Below are 20,273 nucleotides of genomic sequence, written 5' to 3'. Positions count from 1 at the left end.
ATGGATCAATCGGCACAAACGGAAGCGACAACGGCAGAAATCGCATCTGAATATTGGAAATTGATAAGGTCGTTTTCAAAGATAGTCGAAACCCTTGGACCAGAGTCTCGCAGCAGAGTTGAGGCTCAGGTTAGGTATTCGACTAATAGGCTTAATGCGATTCTTTCTCAAGTTGATATGAATTTGATAGTTTATCGCGGTGAAATGTTTGACAGCTATTTGCCTGTGGTTGCCATTAATGCTGATGAGTTTGTTGGTGATGCTAATTTGATAATTCAGGACACGATAGAGCCGACGATAATGTTGGGACGTAGGGTCATTCGCACCGGAAAAGTGTACCTGACTAAGGGGTAGGAGAGAAAGCCGTGTATCTTGGAATCGACTTAGGAACGTCAAACTCTGCTGTTGTGGGAATAACGTCAGGTCAGGCACGGCTATTCAAGACGACCGAAGGAACGGATGTCTTGCCGAGTGCGGTTATGATCGACCGGCGTGGAAACTATCTGATCGGTAAGCGAGCTTATGATCAAGCTGCATTTTCCCCAGGAGATGTGGCGCAGGGGTTCAAGCGCCTTCTAGGCACCGGTAGCGTTATCAAGTTTGAATCGACTAAGCGACAGATGACGCCAGAAGAAGCGAGCAGCGAGGTTCTGAAAACCTTAGTCGCTCAGGCGCGCATGGCCGTAGGGGACTTCGAAATTGCGGGCGCAGCGGTGACGGTGCCTGCCGCGTTCAATCAGATGCAATCTGAAGCGACCATGCGTGCTGCGGGAGTGGCTGGCCTTGAGAGAGTGGTACTCCTCCAAGAGCCAATTGCGGCGGCCATGGCTTCAATCGGAAATAGCGAAAAACGAACGGCGAATTTCCTGGTCTACGATCTTGGTGGTGGAACTTTCGATGCGGCGATAGTCCAGAGCGTGTCTGGATCCGCCACAGTGATCGCACATGCAGGGATCAACATGCTTGGAGGTCGCGATTTCGATCTGACCATCCTAAACACGTTGGTCAGGGAATGGCTCCTTTCAAACTTCGATCTTCCGGAAGATTTCCAGGCAGACAAAACCTATGATCGGCTTTTGAGGGTTGCGCTCTACAAGGCCGAGTTATCAAAAATCGCGCTGTCGACACAGGTCAGCGACCATATTTTCGCCGACGAAAACCAAATTGCAGCCAAAGATCGGAGTGGGAAGGAAATATATCTTGATGTTGAGATCACGCGAGAGCACCTGAACGGCCTGATAGAGAAAAATGTCGGCGGCACATTGGAGCTTTGCGAGAGCTTACTTTCCCAGAGCGGCTATTCGCCCAGCGATATGGATAGGGTCGTCATGATAGGCGGTCCGAGCAGAACTCCTTACATTCGACAACAGGTAGCAAGCGTTCTTGGGATTCCCATTGATATTGATACTGATCCTATGACGGCGGTCGCAATGGGTGCCGCCATCTACGCTGAAGGAACGGACTGGGGCGACCTAAAATCTGCTAAACCAAAACGGACGCGTGCTTCAGCTACGTCCAGCGGAAAGGTGAACGTACGATACAATTATCCTGAGCGCACCCCCAACAATAAGGCGAGTGTCCGGCTCGAGGTTGTAGATAGTGCCGGAATCGAAGGGCTTCGGGTAATCGTTGACACCCAGGGGGGTTGGAGTACCGGGCAAGTCCCTCTGACCGACAAAGTAGATATCAAAGATATCCCTTTGGAAAAGATGGGTGCAAATAAGATTCACGTTAAGATCATCAGCTCAGCTGGGAACGTTAGAACCGAGGATGAGCGAGAGTTAACAATCACGAGGATTGGGGCGTCATCTGGAGGGATGCCCCTGATGCATACGGTTGCCATAAAGGTGGTGACTGGAGCGGTGGGTGAGGAAAGAAACACACTTATGCCGCTGATCTTCAAGGGCACCCCCACGCCTACGATTGGCGCAACCCGGCTGAGCGCCGCTAGAGATATGAGGGCGAACGACGGGTCGTCCTTGGATTTTGAAATCTTTGAGATGGTTGAGGATTTGAGCGACCCGGATCTCAATTTGCCGATAGGGCTTTTTCAATATCACTCTAGCAGCCTGAACGCTGGTGAAGTCGTTAGGCGTGGGGACGCGGTTCATATCAAATGGGAGGTAGATTCGAACGGCCTATTAGACTGTGAAATATCTTTTGAGGAACAGGGAGTAAGTTATAAAACTGGTAAGATGTACGTGCCCGAGGCGAGCCATAGAATGTATGATGGTGAGATCGGTAAGGCGAATGCGGCCGCGGTGATAGGTAAAGCGCGAAATGATGTCTTCGAAATCGAGAAAGCTCTTGGTGTAAACATTACAAAGCAGGTGATGGATTTCAGGAGACGATTGGATCAGTTGGATGATGACGTAAGGTTGTCGTTTGACGCTGATACGAACCGATCAATAGCAGAGAAGGCGCGACTGCTGCGGCAGGAGATAGCAAAGCTTCGGATGAAGCCCGAGTTTGAAGGTAAGATACTTCGGGCGGAGATTGATGGGTTTCTCAGCAGTTTTTCAGACTCTCTGTCTGACATTATGGACGAGGATACGAGGGCGAAGGTGAAGCGCCAGGCGGAAATGGCGCGCGACAGGGTTTCGCAAGGGCTTTCTAGTGGCATAGATGATGGGCGGAAATCCTTGAAGGAGGCCCGCGCCCTAGTTATGGAAAAGTTGGCTGCTTTGCCACAGTTCTGGGTTTCGGTTTTTGAAGATTGCGCGGAGGAGCGGCATTTGTCGATCGATAAGAGCCAGCACGACCGACTAGTCAAACAGGGGGAAGTGGCGATCAACGATGGCGACATCGACCGCCTGAGAGAGACGATCCATCAGATGCGTGACAACCTGATTTTGGAAGCTGATAGCGGAAGGACTAGCGCTCTCTCCGGGTTGATGAAGTTTTGATGCTCAACGCAACAAAAAGATGCTTGTCCATAGCGGCGGGTAGAGGCGATGTTTTGCGAAGCCAAAGCAAGTCGATCCCCACACCACTGGGAGCCTGCTGCTGATTAGGCCATTGCAACCTGGATGAGAGCGGGGGATCTCGAGCTAATCCTATGGGCCAGCCGAACAGCGAGCGATAAGGACCGCGAAAGGCTTGGCGGGGGACATGCCGGTGTCATTGCATGGTTGCGTGAAGCCAACCGGCACTTCGCAAATACCGCGAGCCGACTACGCTCTTTGTTAGGGGCGACGTGCCCGATATGGAGTTAGGATTGGCACTTAATCCTCCATAAATAGGCGTTTCAAGTCCTGCACATCGCGCTTGTCTCGTTCTAAATCTGCTTCCTTCGCTGTCGGGAGCGGCTTGGCGGCCATCGTCTCGGCGAAGTGAGCGAGCAGGGCGGGCTTCAAGCCGTATTCTTCGGCGATCTCAGCTATGGCCGTCCCCCGCTCCTGGCCAGCAGCCAAGGCAACGCGGAGATCGGAAAGGGCATCATTCATCTTAGACATAGATGGTGTCATGGGGCTGTTCCCTGCTGAACGCATCCGCGAACTGGAGGCCAACCCGCCGCCGTCGGGGAGGAACGTCGCGACTTCGAACCGATGACGGTCGTCGCGCATTGGTTCGACATAACCAACATCCACAGTATCGCTCGGCTATTCACCGACCGCAAGCAGGGAGTGGATCAGCGAGTGGGGCTTGCCAACGCTCTTCCTTTAGGTCCCGCTTTCGAAGCTGGCAGCCATTCGTCATTCTCATCATCTGAGGAGTCGGCATTCGAGCGGGGACGCCTTAGCTGTCGCTATCTTTTCGTTGCAGGCGTTCTCGGTGGTAACTTCAGGGTTCGGTGCGCATCGGGCCACAGACTTGGGTCAATTGGGATTGAATCGCCTTTGTCATCATCCTTCACAGCTCTGAGGGTGCGGTCATTTCCTTCTGCAGCAATCGTATGAAGTTACCTCGCGATTGCCAAATCTGCTGTCTTAGCGATTCCTCGTCAGCCGCACCAACAGATGCGAGGTGCCTCGCCACATAACAGGCTCGGAGGACCTCATCTAATAATTTGATGCGCGTGCCTTCATCATCCTTTGCAGAGCGCCGCCGATTTTTCACATTAGGGAAGAACAGGCGCCCTTTGTCGACAAGCGCACTGGCCCTATGGCCGATTCGCTCGATCTCGGCGCGGGTAGGGCGACCTTCGGTAACCAGTGGAGAGCAGGCTGTCTCGAGTTCTGCCATGAGATCGATCACGTCGCCCCCCCAACGTGTTAGATCACTGTCCCGCTGCCGTGCCGCAGCTCTATTCGAAAAGTACCATTGGACGCCTGCCAAAATACCAACGGCCAAGGTTGCAATTGCGCCGTAGTAGTCGCTGATCATCAAAATCCCCCAGGTTCTGCTATTAAAAAACTACAACGGCCCAATTCTTAACGGAGTGCATGTCGGCGATTTCCAGGTCCAGTTTCTTGATCTTCGCGCGGGTGTTGCGGACTAATTCCACAGCTTCTTCGAGCGCTGAACCGAGCCCTTTCCGTTTGGCAATAGGCGCGTTGTTAGTGACGGGCGGTCTCGCGAGAACCAGCCGGACGGTCCGACGATTGAGCTTCCCCCGATGTACCCACCTTTAGCCACGCATCCTCCCCTTTGTTCAGGTTGTCGGTTCCTTGCTTCTTAAGTCCTCCCAGAGCCGCCCAGGTCCCAATAGGATCTCTTTGAGGCCCTCTCGTATCTTCGCCGAGCCCAGCGCCTGTTTGCCCAGGTTTGAATGGGTTTCATCGGCATCCATGATCGCGTTCACGATGCATTTGAGGATGTCGGTAGAGTTGGCGAACTGCTCCTTGGTGTTGTTGGCAGCCTGCTCGATTAAGGTATCCGACTTCAGCATCTGGCCCTTGAGATCGCCCATGACGTAGCGAACCTGGTCTTCATCATCCACGCCCTGAAACAGGTCGTTCAGCTTGGCGACGATCTCGGCCAGCAGAGCCTTCTGCTTCTCCTGAACCGATCCGGAGCCTGCGTCATAGATCGGCTGCAACGGCTCGCTGAAGCCGCCAAGAGCCAAGGTCCGCTTGCCCTTGTCGGCCAGCTTGTGGTGGGTCAGCACCAGCCCCGACACGTCGATCTCCTGCCGCTCGCGCCCGAACTCCAGCAGCGGGATGAGGCGGCGGTAGAATATGTGGCGGCCTTCGATGGCGGTGTTGCCGTAGTCGAAAATCTGCGACAAGAAGGCGTAGAGGCGCACGAAAGCGCCCATGTCGGCCCGGAACAGCACGAGCGCGTCCATCGTCTCCTGCGCGTCTTTTGCTACCTTGGCGTCATCCCTGGACCGGGCGATGCGCAGTCGCTCCTGAGCGTCTCTGTAGGCTCTCAGGAGCCGGTCGGCGACGGGCGTGATGGCGGCGACGAGGTCGCCTTGTTTCGACGCCGGGTCCAGCTCGACCTTCACCACGCGCTCGACCTCGAAGTCGTCGTAGTGCCCCAAGGCGTCCAGCTTGGCCCTGAGGTCGAACACGAGGTTCGGGTCGGTGACGTTCTCAAGCGAGGCGGTCTGGTAGTAGGTCTGGAAGGCCTTGAGGATGTCGTCGCCGGAGTTGACGAAGTCGAGGACGTAGGTGGTGTCCTTGCCGGGATGGGCGCGGTTGAGCCGCGACAGCGTCTGCACGGCCTGTATGCCAGCCAGCCGCCGGTCGACATACATGCCGCATAGCAGCGGCTGGTCGAAGCCGGTCTGGAATTTGTTGGCCACCAGCAGGATGTGGTACTCGGGCAACTTGAAGGCCTCGCGGATGTCGCGTCCGTTCAGGCCGGGGTTCAGTTCCCGGCTGGTCTCGCTGAAGGGGTCGGGTCCGCTCGCCGGGTCGTTGACCTCGCCTGAGAAGGCGACAAGCGTCCCGAGCTGGTAGCCCTTGTCCCTGATGTACTTGTTGATGGCGAGTTGCCAGCGCACGGCCTCGACGCGGCTGCCCACCACCACCATCGCCTTGGCCTTGCCGTCGAGCAGCGGCTGCACCAGCGAGCGGTAATGCTCGACGACGATCTGCACCTTCTGGCTGATGTTGTAGTCGTGCAGGCGCACCCAGCGCATGAGGGACTTGACCGCCGCGCTGCGCTCGACCTCGGTGTCGTCCATCTCCTTGCCCTCATGGGCGAGTTTGAAGGCGAGGCTGTAGGGCGTGTAGTTTTGCAGCACGTCGAGGATGAAACCCTCCTCGATGGCCTGCCGCATCGAATAGACATGGAAGGCGGCTGGCAGGTTCGTTTCGCTGGCTGGCTGATCGGGATGCGGGCGACGACCGAACAGCTCCAGCGTCTTGCCCTTGGGTGTCGCGGTGAAGGCAACGTAGGTGATGCCCTTGTCGCTGGCGCGTGCCGCCATCTGGGCCGCTAGGATGTCCTCGGAGCTGACCTCGCCGCCGTCGCCGAGATCGGCAAGCTCCTCGGGCGAAAGAACGGCCTTGAGCTTGGCAGCGGCCTCGCCGGTCTGGCTCGAATGCGCCTCGTCGGCGATCACCGCGAAGCGTTTGCCCTGCGATGCCGCAAGCTCCCGCACGGCCTGAAGGGCGAAGGGGAAGGTCTGGATGGTGCAGACGACGATCTTCTTGCCGCCCGCCAGCGCCTCCGCGAGCTGGCCGCTCTTGGCCCCGCCCTCGCTCTTGATGGTCGCGACCACGCCGGTGGTGCGCTCGAAATTGAAGATCGCTTCCTGCAGCTGGGTGTCGATGACGTTGCGGTCGGACACAACCAGAACTGTGTCGAAAACCTTCTTGTGCTGGTCGTCGTGAAGGTCGGCGAGGAAGTGCGCGGACCAGGCAATCGAGTTGGTCTTGCCCGAGCCTGCCGAGTGCTGGATCAGGTATTTGCCGCCAGCACCCTCGGCCAGCACTGCGGCCCTGAGCCTGCGCGTGGCGTCGAGCTGGTGGAAGCGCGGGAAGATGACGCCCTTGATCTTCTTCTTGGTGTCCCGCTCGGCCACCATGTAGCGCCCGAGGATTTCCAGCCACGAGTCCCGCTGCCAGATGTCCTCCCACAGGTACGCCGTCGGGTGCCCCTTGGCGTTCGGCGGATTTCCCTTGCCGCCGTCGTTGCCCCTGTTGAAGGGCAGGAAGCGCGTCTGCGGGCCTTCGAGCCTCGTGGTCATCATCACTTCGGCGTTGCTGACCGCGAAGTGAACCAGCGCCCCGCTTGGGAAACTCAGGAGCGGCTCGGGGGCCTGGCCCTTGGGGTTTGGTAGGCGGTCGAACTTGTACTGGTCCACCGCGTCAGTGACGGATTGCGTGAAGTCCGTCTTCACCTCGACAGTGGCCACCGGAAGCCCGTTGAAGAACAGCACGAGATCGATGGCGTTCCCGTTGGCGAGCGAATAGCGCACCTGCCGCACCACGCGCAGCCGGTTGGCCTGGTAGCGGGCGAGGATGTCGGCGTTCATCGCCAGGGCTGGCTTGAACTGGGCGAGCGCCAGGGGTGCCCTGAGGCCGATCATCTCGACGCCGTGGCGCAGCACGTCGAGCGTCCCGCGCTCATCGATCTGCCTGCGGATGCGGTCGAGCAGCGTCGTTTCCGCCGCAGCGCCATGGGATTTGCTCAGCGTGTCCCAGGCGTTCGGCTGGCTGGCCTTGATCCACGCGACGACGTCGGTGGGAAAGAGCGCGCGTGCACGGTCATAGGCGGCGGCGTCACCCTCGGCGTAGAGCCAGCCGTTGGCGGCGAGATACTCGCACATCTCGGTCTCGAAACTGACTTCCTTGTGGAGTGTCATGTCGTCTTCGCAGGGCGCAGGCCGAGCGCGGCAAACCCTTCAGCCGCCTCCGGCTTGATGGTCCAGCGATGGTCGGCGGAGAGGTCGGCGAGGACGCCACAATAGAAATCGGCATCACGTTCCTCGGCGTAGGGCGCTGGCCACAGTGATCCGATACGGTTTTTGCACAAGGTGCCGAAATTCTTGTGCCAGATTTGCCCGCCCCAGCCCAGCTTGTCGCTCAGGCCCGTGGACGTGAGGCCCGGATTGTCGAGCAAGGCCTGTACAACATTCCGTTCGTTCTCGGTCATCGGGTGACCCTTAAAGGCCTCAATGACCAGCTGTGCCCTTGGAAGGCTGCTTGCATGATCGATACGCTGCTGCCGTTCCTCCGCTTCGTACTGGTCCAAAGCATCGAGAAGTTGCCTCGCTTCCACCGAACCTTTCGCCAACGCCTCGTTCGCACGGGCGCGCATCGTGTCGCGCTCCTTCTGGCTCTTGGACCGGATGGACGAAATGACTTTTGAAACATTCATGCAAACACCCTTCGATCTGTCTGGGCGGGAGCGGCATCGGCCTGGCTGCGATCTTCAAATGGCCGCACGTCAATCTTGCCGGTGACGGCGGCAGAGATGAGGGATGCTCGGCGCTCCAGCAAAATCTGCACCGCCAAGTTGCATTCAGCGGAAAGCTGCGAGAGCCTGCTGAGCTGTCGGTCTACCTGTTGAAGGATTTCTACTTGCTCGTCGCGCGAAGGAAGAACGAGCGGCAACTCCATGATGTTGGTGGATGAAATCGACGCTAAGTTTGTGCTCTGTTTTGAGCGGCTCATGAAATAGAATTGAGCATACGCTGAACTGGTCACTGCATTGAGCCATTCGGGCGAGACCTCTCTTGGTCTAACTGCGAAGACATGGTTCTGGTGGATGCAAGGATCGATCTCTCCATACCAGACATGTCCCCGACCCAATTTATCGAAGTCGCCCCCCTCGTTCATGAGGACGTCGCCTTTGCGAAGGCGGTAACGGTCGAGATCGGAGGCTGGTATTTCAATCTCTGCAACGTCTGTAAGATCGAGGTAGCCGTCTTGAACGTTGGCTACCCTGAGATACGGTACTCTCACTGTGTCTTTACCCGAATTGTCCTTCCCCTTGGCTGTCCCGGTCTGGACTGAGGCAGCCAATTTTAGGGGCTTGACGTCCCAATGCTCCGGCACCTCGCCCAGCCACTCGACGCCCGAGGCCTTCATCGGGACATCGGGGTTGAGCCCCTTGGTGACTGCGTGGGAAATGACGGCCTGGCGCTTCTCCTTGAGCAGTTCGATCAGCCGCTTCTGCTCCTCCACCAGCGTATCGATCTTGCCCGTCTCGCGGTCGAGGAAGGCGGCGATGGCGGTTTGCTCGGGAAGGGGCGGCACACCCACGACGAGGTTCGCGATCATCTCAACCGAAATGCCTGGCTGCGCAGCGGAAGTAGAATAGCGGCCGAGGTTCATTGTTCGCAGCAGTTCGCCAAGCCAAGTCACAGGCATCCCACAAAGGGGAGTTGCGACGATCGCGTGTTCCGACGCCCAAAACTGTCCAGACGCGTAGTTGACGTTGCCACAAAGCGCACCTTGTCTCCCTACGAGGGCATAGGTGCCTTCATGGGTGTAGGTGGAAGTGTAGCCGCGCAATCCGTTTCCGCCGTAGACGGGATAGGTCCCAGTTTCATCGACTTGGTCCGGTCGGATCATCTCTCCGCTGCGGAGGCTGACAATCCGCTTGAGTGGCATTACGTCCCAATGGTCTGGGAGGTCGCCAATCCATTCCACCCCGCTTGGCTTTAGCCTCGGATACGATGGGAAGCTCATGGTGAGCCCTTCAACCCGGCAACTTCGGCGACTATCCGCACCGCTTGCCACAAGTCTGTAACCTTGAAGCAGATCAGATCGGCGTCCTTGAAGGCAGCTTCTCCAAAGAGATTGTGGTTCGGCTTGCTCTCAGCGAATGTCGAATGGTCGTAGGGTTCGCTGTCAATGTCGCTCAGGCGGTTGACGCGCACACTGTCGGCGCGAACCCAGAGGTTCTGGTGCCTGACCCGAGCGGGTTCAAAGCCAAGCGGTGCCCCGTTGGTTGCAACATAACGCTCGGCGTGTGTCGCATGGCCTTTGGACGAAATGGAAATAGCCGGATGGTCTGCCAGCAACGCCCGGATCGCTTCCCTCAGTTCTTCGCCGGTCACGCCGATAGCTCCCCGATCATCGTCAGGATGCGGTCGGTGACCTGCTTCAGCTCGGCGTCGATCTCGGCCAGCGGACGCGGCGGCTCGAAGACGTAGAAGTGCCGGTTGAAGGGGATCTCATAGCCGACCCTGGTCTTCTCGTGATCGATCCAGGCATCTTCCGCGTGGGGCAGAACCTCGCGCCGGAAATAGACGTCGACATCCTCGGCCAACGGCACGTTCTCGGTGCCCCTCAGCCCACTGTCGGCCTGCGGCTTGCCCCTGTTCTTGCCGCGCTCGCCAAGGACCAACCGGCCCTTGTCGTCGCGCAAGGGGCGCTCGACCGTGATCGTGCGGTAGCCGAACGCCTCGTTGGGGAAGACCAGCGACAAGGGTGCGAGCCTTACCTTGCCGCCCTCGGGGGCCGCCGGGGGCTGCTCGCCCTCCAGCACGACCTGCCGCGCCACTTCCTTGCCGTCGGCGTCCGTCACCGTAGCCAGCCTTGCCTCGTGGAAGCCGCCGAACAGCTTCGTCACGGTGGCGATGTCGTCGTCGCCCATCTCCTTGCGCTTGGAGCCAAGGCTCTTGCGCATCTTGCGCCAGAAGCTGGAGGCGTCGATCAACTGCACCCTGCCCTTGCGGTGGGCTGGCTTGCGGTTGGACAGCACCCACACATAGGTGGAGATGCCGGTGTTGTAGAACATATCAGTGGGCAGCGCGACGATGGCCTCGACCAGATCGTTCTCCAGCACGTAACGCCTGATCTCGCTCTCGCCGCTGCCCGCGCCGCCGGTGAACAGGGGCGAGCCGTTCAGCACGATACCGAACCGGCTGCCGCCATCGACAGCTGGTCGCATCTTGGAGAGAAGATGCAGCAGGAACAGCAGCGACCCGTCGGAGACCCTCGGGAGGCCCGGACCGAAACGGCCATTGAAGCCCTGCTGCTCGGCCTCGCGACGGACCTCCTTCTCGACCTTCTTCCACTCGACGCCGAAGGGCGGATTGGACAGCATGTAGTCGAACTTCTCATGCGGATGGCCATCGTCGGACAGCGTGTTGCCGAAGACGATGTTGGCTACGTCCTGCCCCTTGATGAGCATGTCGGCCTTGCAGATGGCGTAGGACTCCGGGTTCAGCTCCTGCCCGTACATGACCAGCGAGGCCTTGTCGTTGTGTTCGACGAGATGCTCACCGGCCACCGACAGCATCCCGCCGGTGCCAGCCGTCGGATCATAGATCGTACGCACCACGCCGGGCTTCGAAAGGATGTCGTCGTCCTCGACGAACAGGAGGTTCACCATCAGACGGATGACCTCGCGCGGCGTGAAATGCTCACCGGCGGTTTCGTTGGAGAGTTCCGAGAACTTGCGGATCAGCTCCTCGAACACGAGGCCCATCTGGTGATTGTCGACCTTGCTGGGATGCAGGTCGATGCGTGCGAATTTCTCTGTGACCTGATAGAGCAGCCCCGCCTTGGCCAGCCTGTCGACCTGCACCGCGAACTCGAAACGGTCGAAGATGTCGCGGACATCAGGTGAGAAGGCCCGGATGTAGGTGAACAGGTTCTGGGCGATGTTGTCCTGATCGCCCATGAGCCTCCGCAGGTCGAGCTTAGAGGTGTTGTAGAAGGTCTGCCCGGCCTTGCGCAGAAGGAACGGCTCGGGGTTCATGCCTTGCGCGGCCTTTGCGGCTTGTTCGGCCAGCACGGCGTCCTTGGTCGGCTCCAGCACACAGTCGAGACGCCGCAGCACCGTGAAGGGCAGGATGACCTTGCCGTAGTCGGCTTGCTTGTAGTCTCCTCGGAGGAGGTCCGCGACAGACCAGATGAATGCCGATAGTGCCTGCTGGTTCAATTACAGATACCCCCCCAAATCAGTCCGGGAAGACTAAAGACTACAGGTCAACAAATGGCAACGGCAACGCAGCGGTCTTCCACGCAACGCGGTTGCTCTCTGCGCTAACGGGGAGGCTTTGGTAGTCGCTCTTTTTTCCTGTTCAAATGTGTGAAACATCGGCTGTCGGCAATAATGCCAAATGATTGGAGCCGACGGCATGACACATTTCAAGATCGTGTTTTTTGGGAGCAGAGGCCGGGTCGTGGCAGAGCGCACCATCCCCTGCGAGAGCTACTGGGATGCATGTCAATGGGGATGGAAAAATATGCCTTCAAAAGCGGAAGATTTTCACACCGAGGAAGCCTCGTACGAAGAAAAGGTGGAGGAGTCCGAGCGGGAGAATGACCTGATAATCCTGAGAGCTTTTCACATTCTCAGAAAGCGGGCGGGGCTGACCAAAGGGCTAACGTGAGTGCGTCGGGCGTCGCCGTCGTGGTGCTGTCGAGCCAGCGACAAAAAAGGTGGGGGCAAGGATGCAGGACGCAAAGCGAGCCCGTGAGCCAACTTCAGGTTATCGTCAGGTAGGCTATCGCAGAGACGGGCTTCGCCCGTATCGATAGAGGCTCCTGACGGTCCTGAAGCTGTGGCTCAGGTGAGACAAAAGAAATGATCATCAATGATGACCATCAATCCTGTCTCCGAAACTTGTCTCCAAAGCGAAGCTGGCAGCACGGTCGATTATCCCATGAACGGCGAAGCCGTCTCATCCATGGGTTCCCGACTGGGCCGCCAGCTATCTCCTCGAGGGAGTCTGCCCCCCAGTTACCTCTCGTCTATAGTATAGCGACGACCAGTTTCTTTGACTTAGAGGTTGCTAATGGACCTTGCGTGGTACCAAACCGCCTGCTTGGACATGCCACTCAGTTGAACGATCTCTGCCTGCGTTCTGCCCTCGGACAATAGTGCCCACACGGTATCCCGAGCCTTGGGTTTCTTGACGGCTCCCGCTGGTGCCTTCAGGAGCCGCGCGAGAAACTCAAGTCCATCTGGGGTGACCAAGGTTCGGACCCACTTCTCTTCCTTCCGTCCGTAGTGAATGGGTATCAGAAGGCCAGCGCCCATCGCTGCTGTGGTGGCTACTGCGTCATGGCGATACTCTGGTTTCCTTGCGGTCGTGTCAGTCACCATGGGCACCATGCGCCAGGCAAGGCGGCGCTCCAGAAGCCCCTTGCGTTCCAGCTTTGGGATAAGCTTTCGGACGGTGGTATCGATGCCGTAGCGTTCCCGAAGGACGTCGAGGGCATTGGAGAGTGAGAGGCAGCCGGTGACGATCTCGCCCGTGATGGGGTTGAAGATTTCTCCGCGAGCAAGGATGGGCCGACCGCTCTCGGCCTTGTAGCGGACACTCTCGGCGATCACCTCTGCGGCGGTGAGTGACCGACCGCCACGGGCAATGGCTGCCGACTTGTGTTGCTTGACCCATCCCTTGAGGCCGGGCGTGGGATTGGTATGCATAGTCATGGCGATGGAATGCCTTTCTTCGGGCCGTACGGCGCGTTGGGAGTCGATTGGCTGAGGTTGGCAGTATAGGAACTGGCCAGGGCTTGACGCTTCTCAGGCCACGCTCTGGGGTCAGGCGGCGTTGCCGTCCCGAAGAAGGGCCCTTAGTTCATCGACCGAATGGCGGCGGGTGAACCAGTCAGGCATAAGGTTGGGTGTCTTTGGGACGTCAGGTGCCCTCGACCACAAAGCTGCCCGCCGCTGACGATAGGAGGGGTTCCCGGGTGATCACAGGAGACCACCAAGACAACAGCGTAGAAGGCAGGGGAGGAAACAGGAAGCGGACGCGCAGCGGAGAGCTTTGCCATGATGCCGGGTAGTCGCTGCAGGAGGGCGTTCTATCCCTCTATATGGCAACCTAATGAACGGCTTCTATGTCCAATATGGGCCCCTAATTAGCTCTCACTAATGAGCAGCTCTATGGGGTATTACGGCAGGGGAGGAAAGAAAATTTTCCCGTTCTATGTCCCATATGAGGGGGTAATTATTTTGTTCTATTCGCCGCTGCTTTTTGGGGGTGTTTGAGGAACAATTTTCTCATAGCGCCTTTAAGCGGCGGAGGTTCTATGTGCTATATGACGACTTAATCAGCCCGGCTCCCCGGTGCTGTCGAAAACAAGGGGGTGGCTGTAGCCGCTTCGCATGGTGACGACCGCCCGCCTGAGGGTCTTGCTGTCGCTCTCAAGGTCGATGCGCTGCACGAGATTGGAGATGAGCCCTTGGGCTCCCTTCCGGTCTTCCTTGGCCAGCCGCTTGATCTCCTCCTGATCCATCTCGAAGTCGACGACAGCCGACGCACTCTCACGGTACCGTGCGTCATTCTCTCGGATGCCCATCATCTCCCTCCGCTTCGCCTCTATTTGCCGGGCCAGTTCATCGGCCTTCCCCAGCAGGACTTTGCGCACGTCGGCGGTTTCAGCCTCGGCGATACCGGCAAGGACGTTGGATTGCTTGGCCTCAAGGGCACCTATGGTCTCCTCAAGTTTCCCTGCGAGATCGGGGGTTGTCTGGTCCTGCGGTACAGGAACAGCCAGGAAACCAATGCGGTCAATCAACTCTCGCTCGAACTGGTCATATCGCCAGTTGGGGGCGGTGCATCCGGTGCGCTTGAAGGTCTTGCCCGTACAGGTGAAATAGCCCCACACCGCACTGCCTTTCTTGGAGGACGTGAGAACCATCGGGGAGCCGCAGTGTCCGCAGTGGACCATGCGAGAAAACAGGTTCGATGTCCGCCCCACCTGTCTGCTGTGGCGACGGGCCTTGGTGCGCTGGCGAGTGGCCAGCCATTCGGTCTCGGTGATCAGCGCCGGGAAATAACCGGGGACCTCTTCGCCCTTGAGGACAAGGCACCCGTAGGCAGCTTGGGACCGAAGAACATCCCCGACGACGGCTTGTGCCCAAGTGTTCCCTCCGGGCGAGGGGATGCCGCGAGTGTTCAATATCTGTGTGATTGCCTGCTGTCCGTGGCCCTCCTCGGCAAGCTTGAAGACGAGCCGGGCGTCATCGGCTCGTTCATTCAGCCCGTTCGTTTCGCGGTCAATCCAGAAGGGCAGCTTGGAGACCTTGATGCGTCCCGCCCGTGCCTTCTCTGGCTTGCGTTGCCACGCCTCGCGGACACGGTAGGACAGCTTGGCGCTGTACTCATGAGCCGCCTGCATTGCCATGAGTGACATCATGAGGTTGGCGAAGCTGTCGTCATAGCCCTCGCTGGTGTGGATACGTTGATCCGTCAGGGTCACGAGCGTGAGGCCGGTGTCCAAGAGGTCGAGGAAGTAGCGGATTGCCCGTGTAGGCTTCACGCGGGTGATGCGGTCAATGTTCTCGACGATCAGGACCACGTCATTGGGTATCTTGCCGGTCCTGACATCGCTGACGAATTGGCCAAGGCTGGCTTCAAGGTTCGCGCCCTTGAAGGCGGAGATACCTTCGTCGGTCAACTTCTGGTCCAGCGTCAGCCCATGCGCCGCACAGAACTCCTCGGCATTCTTAGTCTGTCTGGCAAGGCTGTCGCCCTGTGTCTGCTTGCCGGAACTCCAGCGAGCGTACGAAATCGCGGTGCGGCCCTTGAGGTCTCGGGGTTGTAGCATAGCGGATGGCGTCTCCGTGGGTGTCTGGAGACGCCGGGGATATCAGTCTGCAGAGTTACTGTCTAGTCCAGGTCTGGCTCTTGCAGATCAGGCCGCCAAGCACGCAGCCGCTCATCTTCAGCGACGTGCCCGAAAGCGTCGCTTTGCCGGAATAGGTCTTGTCATTTGCCGGATCGGTGATGCTGCCGGCATATTTGTTGTCGCCTGCCGGCTTGAGCGAGCCGATGGTCTTGCCGGCATATTTGCCGGTTTTCAGCGTGATGGAAAACGCGTCGCTCCCGCCGATCGCCGCCGTATCGCCGGCCTGCGTCTTCCAATTGCCTTCGATCGGATCGGCAAAGGCCGTGCCGGCCAGGATCAAGGTGGCCGCTACGGCCAGGCTCACTTTTCGCAACATTTCTGTCCTCCCTATAGGTTTCGGTGGGCTCCGTCCCGCCTTCCTACCCCTTACGCAAACGTAAGCTAATCCAGCTTCCGGCAAAACGAAAGCGGTGCCGCCGGGGAAGGTTGCAGGATTTTGCCGCCCCCCCTTCAACGCGGAAATGAACGGATCGCTTCGTCGTCTTTGGTTCCCGTGGTTAGCGGAGTCTTGACCCGGTCGTTCGAAGTTTTCGTCAAATTTGCCGCAAACAGGCTGAATTGCGGGCTTTGTATGCTTAACGAATTTGAGCGTTTACCTCTTGTTTTAGCTTTGTTTTCCTCAAATTAAGCACGCCATTTAACGACGGATTCAAGGCTCGGCTTCATCCTCGAAAGCATCGAAAGAGCGGCCCCCCGAGGGATACCAAGGGACAGAAGGAGGCAGCTCTCGGGAGCCAGACAGGGGATTGAAATGGCACGTTTTGAAATGCTTGAAGCCGGCTTCGGCGCCATGGGGGCAACCGCCCAGGCCGACATTCTTTTCGAACTGGGCATGATGTATGCGACCGGCCGCGATTGCGAGACCGACGTCGTGGCCGCCCACAAATGGTTCAACATCGCCGCGATCAAGGGTTCGGTCCGCGCCGCCGCGTTGCGCTCGGAACTATCGGCGGCCATGTCCAAGGCCGAGATCGCCCGGGCGCTGCGCGAAGCGCGCGAATGGATGACGATGCACTGAGGAATAACGAGGGCGGAAACGCTTCGGGCCAAGGCCGCGCAAGACGGCCGGTGCCAGGGACAAGGCCGCGGCAAGACGGCTGGACGAACAGGAAGACAGGGAAGCGAGTGGGGTTTTCGGGCGCGGGGGCGTTCGGGGAAGCTCGTTTGGCAAAAGCCGCGACCGGCCGGGACAAGGCCGGCGCGGCTTTTGCCGTTTTGGGCCATGATCCCAAAAAGTGGGACCCGGCTTTCGGAAAGATCAGGGTCAAACAAGAGTTTCCAGCCACGCGCACAGGCCCAATCGAGTACCGTCGATGCGCCAAGACATGCCGGACGAAGGGTGAAATTGTCCGGCCTCTCTGAGAAGAAGCGCGGCCGGACCGGCCGCGCGATAGTGGAGGAGTTATCGCTATGAAAAAATTGGGTATTTTGAGCGCGGCCGCATTGGGCCTGATGATGAGCGCTCCCTTGGCGTTTGCCGACGACATCACCATTTCGGTGGTCGGCCCGATGACCGGACAGCTTGCCACGATCGGCGACCAGTTCAAGCAGGGCGCGCAGGCCGCCGCCGACGCCATCAACGCCGCCGGCGGGGTCAACGGCAACCAGATCAAGCTCGACATCCAGGACGACCAGTGCGATCCGAAGCAGGCGGTTTCGGTCGCCAACCGCATCGTCGCCGACGGCACCAAATTCGTCGACGGCCATGCCTGCTCGGGCTCCAGCATTCCGGCCTCCGCCGTCTATGCCGAAGCCGGCACGCTGATGATGAGCCCCGCCTCGTCGAACCCGGTGCTTACCGACGCCGCCGCCAAGGCCGGCTGGCCGACGATCATGCGCCTCTACACGCGCGACGACGCGCAGGGCGCCTTCATCGGTCCGTGGATCGCCAAGAAATATGCCGGCAAGAACGTTGTCATCCTGCATGACAAGAGCGCCTACGGCCAGGGCGTGGCCGACGCCGTCAAGGCGACGATGAATGCCGGCGGCCTCACCGAGGTGGATTATGAAGGCATCAATGCCGGCGAGAAGGACTATTCGGCCCTCGTCACCAAGCTGAAGGAACTGAAGGCCGACGTCGTCTATTTCGGCGGCTATCACCCTGAAGCCGGCCTTATTCTGCGCCAGGCGGCCGAGCAGAACGTCAAGTTCCAGCTGATCATGCCGGACTCGATCGCCTCGCCGGAATTCTGGCAGGTCGCCGGGCCGGCCGGCGAAGGCACGATGTTCGTCTTCCCGTCCGATCCGCAGGCCAAGCCGGAAGCCAAGGACGCCGTCGCCAAGATCAAGGCAGGCGGCTTCGTGCCGGAAGGCTTCACGCTGTTCTCCTACGCCGTGGTCCAGGCTTTCGCCGAGGGCATCAAGCGCGCCGGCAGCGACGACCCGGCCAAGGTGGCGGACGCGCTGAAGAACGGCCAGCCGATCAGCACCGTTGTCGGCGACGTCATCTTCGACGAGAAGGGCGACCTGAAGAACGCCAGCTACGACATCAACCAGTGGCACGACGGCAAATACGCGCCGATCCAGCCGTAATCTTGCCTGCCTGACAGTTGGAAATGGCCGGATCTATTCCGGCCATTTCCATTTTTTATGTCTGCATCTCTTCGGCGAAGCGCACCAGCACGGTGCCGTCGCTGACCTGCGCGCCCTCGGCCGCGATCTCGGCGATCACCCCGTCATGCGGGGCCGCGATGGTGTGCTCCATCTTCATCGCCTCCAGGATCAAGAGCGGTTGGCCCTTGATGACGGCATCGCCCTTTGCCGCGCGCACCAGCTTGACCAGGCCCGGCATCGGCGCCCGTAGGCTGCCCGAGGCGGCTGCGGCCTCGTCGGCCTTTGCCAGCGGGTCTGGCACCACGAAACTGTAGCCGACGGCATCGTCGAACACGGTGACGTGGCCTGGCCAGCGGGCGAGGCGAGGGGCGGTCCTGAGGTCGTGGGAATTGACCTCTTCGTAGGGCGCTTCGAGCGCCACTTGGAAGCGGCCGTCCGGCCGCACCGAAACGCGCGCGAGGATATCCTCCTCGCCGAGGCGCAGCCGGGTGCGGCGCTCCACCGTGTGGAAATGCGCGTAGCCGGCGAGCGACGACCAGGGATCGCTGCTCGGTGCCTGCGCGCTGGCGCCGGAGGCGGCTAGCGCCGCGGCGGCAATGATCTCGCCGTTCGGAGGGGCGACCGCCACCAGTTCATCCTGATGCCGGCCGATCAGCCCGGTGTCGACATCGCCCGCCACGAAATCGGCATCCGCGGCGAGCGCTGCAAGAAAGGCGGTGTTGACGGTTGAGCCGGCGACTTCGGTTCGTGCCAGCGCCTTGCGCAGCGCTTCGAGCGCCGAGGGCCTGTCCTTGCCATGCGCCACCAGCTTGGCGATCATCGGATCGTAGAAGGGCGAGATCGCATCGCCCGCGCGCACGCCGGTCTCGATGCGTATGGCGGCATCCTCCGGCCCGGCATCCGGGAATTTCAGATGATGCAGCGTGCCCGTCGCCGGCAGGAATCCCTTGGCAGCGTCCTCGGCATAGATGCGTGCTTCGAAGGCATGGCCGGCGAGTTGGATCTCGCCTTGCGTCTTGGGCAGTTTCTCGCCGGCAGCGACGCGAAGCTGCCATTCGACCAGATCGACGCCGGTGACCATTTCGGTAACGGGATGCTCGACCTGCAGGCGCGTGTTCATTTCCATGAACCAGAAGCGGTCGGCCTTCAGCCCCTGCGAGGCGTCGACGATGAATTCGATCGTGCCGGCGCCTGAATAGCTGATCGCCTTGGCGGCCTTGACCGCGGCCTCGGTCATCGCCTTGCGCAGCGCCGGCGTCATGCCCGGGGCAGGCGCCTCCTCGATCACCTTCTGGTGGCGGCGCTGCGCCGAGCAGTCGCGCTCGAAGAGATGCACGGCACTGCCGAAATTGTCGCCGAACACCTGCACCTCGATATGGCGCGGCTTGTCGACGTATTTTTCCACCAGCACACGGTCGTCGCCGAATGCGGCCTTGGCCTCGCGCCGCGCGCCGGACAGCGCCTCGGAGAAATCGTCCGGGTGGTCGACGCGGCGCATGCCCTTGCCGCCACCGCCGGCGCGCGCCTTGATCAGCACCGGATAGCCGATCTCGCGCGCCTTGGAGGCGAGCAGCACGATCTCCTGCGCTTCGCCGTGATAGCCGGGCACCACGGGCACGCCGGCCTTCTCCATCAGCCGCTTGGCCGCATCCTTCAGCCCCATGGCGCGGATCGAGGCCGCCGACGGGCCAATGAAGACGAGGCCTGCCGCCGTCACCTGGTCGACGAAATCGGGGTTCTCCGACAGGAAGCCGTAGCCGGGATGGATGGCCTCTGCGCCGGTGGCAAGCGCTGCCGCGACGATCCTGTCGCCGCGCAGATAGCTCTCGCCGACCGGCGAGGGTCCGATATGCACCGCCTCGTCGGCCATCCCGACATGCAGGGCCTTCGCATCCGCATCCGAATAGACGGCGACGGTGCGCACGCCCAGCCTTCGTGCCGTGCGGATGACGCGGCAGGCGATCTCGCCGCGATTGGCGATCAGGATCTTGCCGAACATGGGGCCCCCCAAGCTTGCGATGGGCGACGTTGGCGATCCTTCGCGCCCCCCTCTGTCCTGCCAGACATCTCCCCCACTTGGGGGGAGATTGGCAACTTCGGCGAACCGCCTATTCCTGCAACGCGCGCGATTGGCGAAATCGGCGGCGACGTCCGTTCTCCCCCCTTGTGGGGGAGATGTCCGGCAGGACAGAGGGGGGCGCTGTCCCGCCAGCCTGTCCTTGCAAGTGTTCGCGCATGGGCCTCTCCCTTACCAAGGGAGTGCTCTCCGCGATG

At 59.8% G+C, this 20,273-nt stretch carries 16 protein-coding genes; 5 read left to right on the top strand and 11 right to left on the bottom strand.

From position 1 onward, the window contains the following. Both JG743_RS24215 and JG743_RS24210 read left to right on the top strand, forming a co-directional pair. Nucleotides 1-354, top strand: coding sequence for a hypothetical protein (locus JG743_RS24215; RefSeq protein ID WP_202293258.1), 354 nt, complete (start codon nucleotides 1-3; stop codon nucleotides 352-354). An 11-nt stretch (nucleotides 355-365) separates the two neighbouring features. Beyond that, nucleotides 366-2,906, top strand: a complete 2,541-nt coding sequence (locus tag JG743_RS24210) for an Hsp70 family protein (RefSeq protein ID WP_202293256.1) — start codon at nucleotides 366-368, stop codon at nucleotides 2,904-2,906. Nucleotides 2,907-3,224: 318 nt separating this feature from the next. Here JG743_RS24210 and JG743_RS24205 read toward each other — a convergent pair whose 3' ends face one another. From JG743_RS24205 to JG743_RS24175, 7 genes are all read right to left on the bottom strand, one after another. Then, a complete protein-coding gene (locus JG743_RS24205; protein WP_202293254.1) occupies nucleotides 3,225-3,590 on the bottom strand; it encodes a hypothetical protein in 366 nt (121 codons plus the stop codon). Nucleotides 3,591-3,852: 262 nt separating this feature from the next. Further along, a complete protein-coding gene (locus JG743_RS24200; RefSeq protein WP_202293252.1) occupies nucleotides 3,853-4,326 on the bottom strand; it encodes a hypothetical protein in 474 nt (157 codons plus the stop codon). Nucleotides 4,327-4,594: 268 nt separating this feature from the next. Beyond that, nucleotides 4,595-7,702: a type I restriction endonuclease subunit R gene (locus JG743_RS24195; RefSeq protein WP_202293250.1), complete on the bottom strand. Its 3,108-nt coding sequence runs from the start codon at nucleotides 7,700-7,702 to the stop codon at nucleotides 4,595-4,597. Continuing rightward, nucleotides 7,699-8,217 (bottom strand): hypothetical protein, encoded by a 519-nt coding sequence (locus tag JG743_RS24190; protein WP_202293248.1) that lies wholly within the window; start codon nucleotides 8,215-8,217, stop codon nucleotides 7,699-7,701. Before JG743_RS24190 ends, JG743_RS24195 begins: the two co-directional genes overlap by 4 nt. Beyond that, complete coding sequence (locus tag JG743_RS24185) at nucleotides 8,214-9,533, bottom strand: restriction endonuclease subunit S (RefSeq protein ID WP_202293246.1); 1,320 nt, start codon at nucleotides 9,531-9,533, stop codon at nucleotides 8,214-8,216. Before JG743_RS24185 ends, JG743_RS24190 begins: the two co-directional genes overlap by 4 nt. Further along, entirely contained in the window at nucleotides 9,530-9,904 is a 375-nt protein-coding gene (locus JG743_RS24180; protein ID WP_202293244.1) for a hypothetical protein, read from the bottom strand. Before JG743_RS24180 ends, JG743_RS24185 begins: the two co-directional genes overlap by 4 nt. Beyond that, a complete protein-coding gene (locus tag JG743_RS24175; RefSeq protein ID WP_202293242.1) occupies nucleotides 9,901-11,736 on the bottom strand; it encodes a type I restriction-modification system subunit M in 1,836 nt (611 codons plus the stop codon). Before JG743_RS24175 ends, JG743_RS24180 begins: the two co-directional genes overlap by 4 nt. Nucleotides 11,737-11,935: 199 nt before the next feature. Between JG743_RS24175 and JG743_RS24170 the strand changes: the two genes are divergently transcribed. Next, a complete protein-coding gene (locus tag JG743_RS24170) occupies nucleotides 11,936-12,190 on the top strand; it encodes a hypothetical protein (RefSeq protein ID WP_202293240.1) in 255 nt (84 codons plus the stop codon). A 392-nt stretch (nucleotides 12,191-12,582) separates the two neighbouring features. On the opposite strand, the gene JG743_RS24165 is transcribed toward JG743_RS24170, so the two are convergent. The 3 genes from JG743_RS24165 to JG743_RS24155 all read right to left on the bottom strand — a co-directional run bounded on the left by JG743_RS24165 (nucleotide 12,583) and on the right by JG743_RS24155 (nucleotide 15,762). Next, a complete protein-coding gene (locus tag JG743_RS24165) occupies nucleotides 12,583-13,239 on the bottom strand; it encodes a hypothetical protein (protein ID WP_202293238.1) in 657 nt (218 codons plus the stop codon). A gap of 626 nt (nucleotides 13,240-13,865) precedes the next feature. After that, on the bottom strand, nucleotides 13,866-15,365 hold the full coding sequence (locus tag JG743_RS24160; RefSeq protein ID WP_202293235.1) for a recombinase family protein: 1,500 nt from the start codon (nucleotides 15,363-15,365) through the stop codon (nucleotides 13,866-13,868). Between the two features lie 55 nt (nucleotides 15,366-15,420). Beyond that, nucleotides 15,421-15,762, bottom strand: a complete 342-nt coding sequence (locus JG743_RS24155; RefSeq protein WP_202293233.1) for a DUF2147 domain-containing protein — start codon at nucleotides 15,760-15,762, stop codon at nucleotides 15,421-15,423. A 435-nt stretch (nucleotides 15,763-16,197) separates the two neighbouring features. On the opposite strand from JG743_RS24155, the gene JG743_RS24150 reads away from it, so the two are divergent. Both JG743_RS24150 and JG743_RS24145 read left to right on the top strand, forming a co-directional pair. After that, a complete protein-coding gene (locus tag JG743_RS24150; protein WP_202293231.1) occupies nucleotides 16,198-16,464 on the top strand; it encodes a sel1 repeat family protein in 267 nt (88 codons plus the stop codon). A gap of 392 nt (nucleotides 16,465-16,856) precedes the next feature. Then, on the top strand, nucleotides 16,857-17,978 hold the full coding sequence (locus tag JG743_RS24145) for an ABC transporter substrate-binding protein (protein ID WP_202293229.1): 1,122 nt from the start codon (nucleotides 16,857-16,859) through the stop codon (nucleotides 17,976-17,978). A gap of 55 nt (nucleotides 17,979-18,033) precedes the next feature. Here JG743_RS24145 and JG743_RS24140 read toward each other — a convergent pair whose 3' ends face one another. Then, nucleotides 18,034-19,998 (bottom strand): acetyl/propionyl/methylcrotonyl-CoA carboxylase subunit alpha, encoded by a 1,965-nt coding sequence (locus JG743_RS24140; RefSeq protein WP_202293227.1) that lies wholly within the window; start codon nucleotides 19,996-19,998, stop codon nucleotides 18,034-18,036. Nucleotides 19,999-20,273 lie beyond the last annotated feature (275 nt).

Source organism: Mesorhizobium sp. 131-2-1 (genome assembly GCF_016756535.1).
In the GTDB taxonomy this organism is placed as follows: Bacteria; Pseudomonadota; Alphaproteobacteria; order Rhizobiales; family Rhizobiaceae; genus Mesorhizobium.
The sequence above is the reverse complement of the archived record's forward strand: the minus strand, read 5'-3'. Positions and strand labels throughout refer to the sequence as shown.

Coding starts and splice junctions, on each gene's coding strand:
- JG743_RS24215 (WP_202293258.1), top strand. CDS start 1: ATGGATCAATCGGCACAAACGGAAGCGACAACGGCAGAAATCGCATCT.
- JG743_RS24200 (WP_202293252.1), bottom strand. CDS start 4,326: ATGATCAGCGACTACTACGGCGCAATTGCAACCTTGGCCGTTGGTATT.
- JG743_RS24195 (WP_202293250.1), bottom strand. CDS start 7,702: ATGACACTCCACAAGGAAGTCAGTTTCGAGACCGAGATGTGCGAGTAT.
- JG743_RS24190 (WP_202293248.1), bottom strand. CDS start 8,217: ATGAATGTTTCAAAAGTCATTTCGTCCATCCGGTCCAAGAGCCAGAAG.
- JG743_RS24185 (WP_202293246.1), bottom strand. CDS start 9,533: ATGAGCTTCCCATCGTATCCGAGGCTAAAGCCAAGCGGGGTGGAATGG.
- JG743_RS24170 (WP_202293240.1), top strand. CDS start 11,936: ATGACACATTTCAAGATCGTGTTTTTTGGGAGCAGAGGCCGGGTCGTG.
- JG743_RS24165 (WP_202293238.1), bottom strand. CDS start 13,239: ATGACTATGCATACCAATCCCACGCCCGGCCTCAAGGGATGGGTCAAG.
- JG743_RS24160 (WP_202293235.1), bottom strand. CDS start 15,365: ATGCTACAACCCCGAGACCTCAAGGGCCGCACCGCGATTTCGTACGCT.
- JG743_RS24155 (WP_202293233.1), bottom strand. CDS start 15,762: ATGTTGCGAAAAGTGAGCCTGGCCGTAGCGGCCACCTTGATCCTGGCC.
- JG743_RS24150 (WP_202293231.1), top strand. CDS start 16,198: ATGGCACGTTTTGAAATGCTTGAAGCCGGCTTCGGCGCCATGGGGGCA.
- JG743_RS24145 (WP_202293229.1), top strand. CDS start 16,857: ATGAAAAAATTGGGTATTTTGAGCGCGGCCGCATTGGGCCTGATGATG.
- JG743_RS24140 (WP_202293227.1), bottom strand. CDS start 19,998: ATGTTCGGCAAGATCCTGATCGCCAATCGCGGCGAGATCGCCTGCCGC.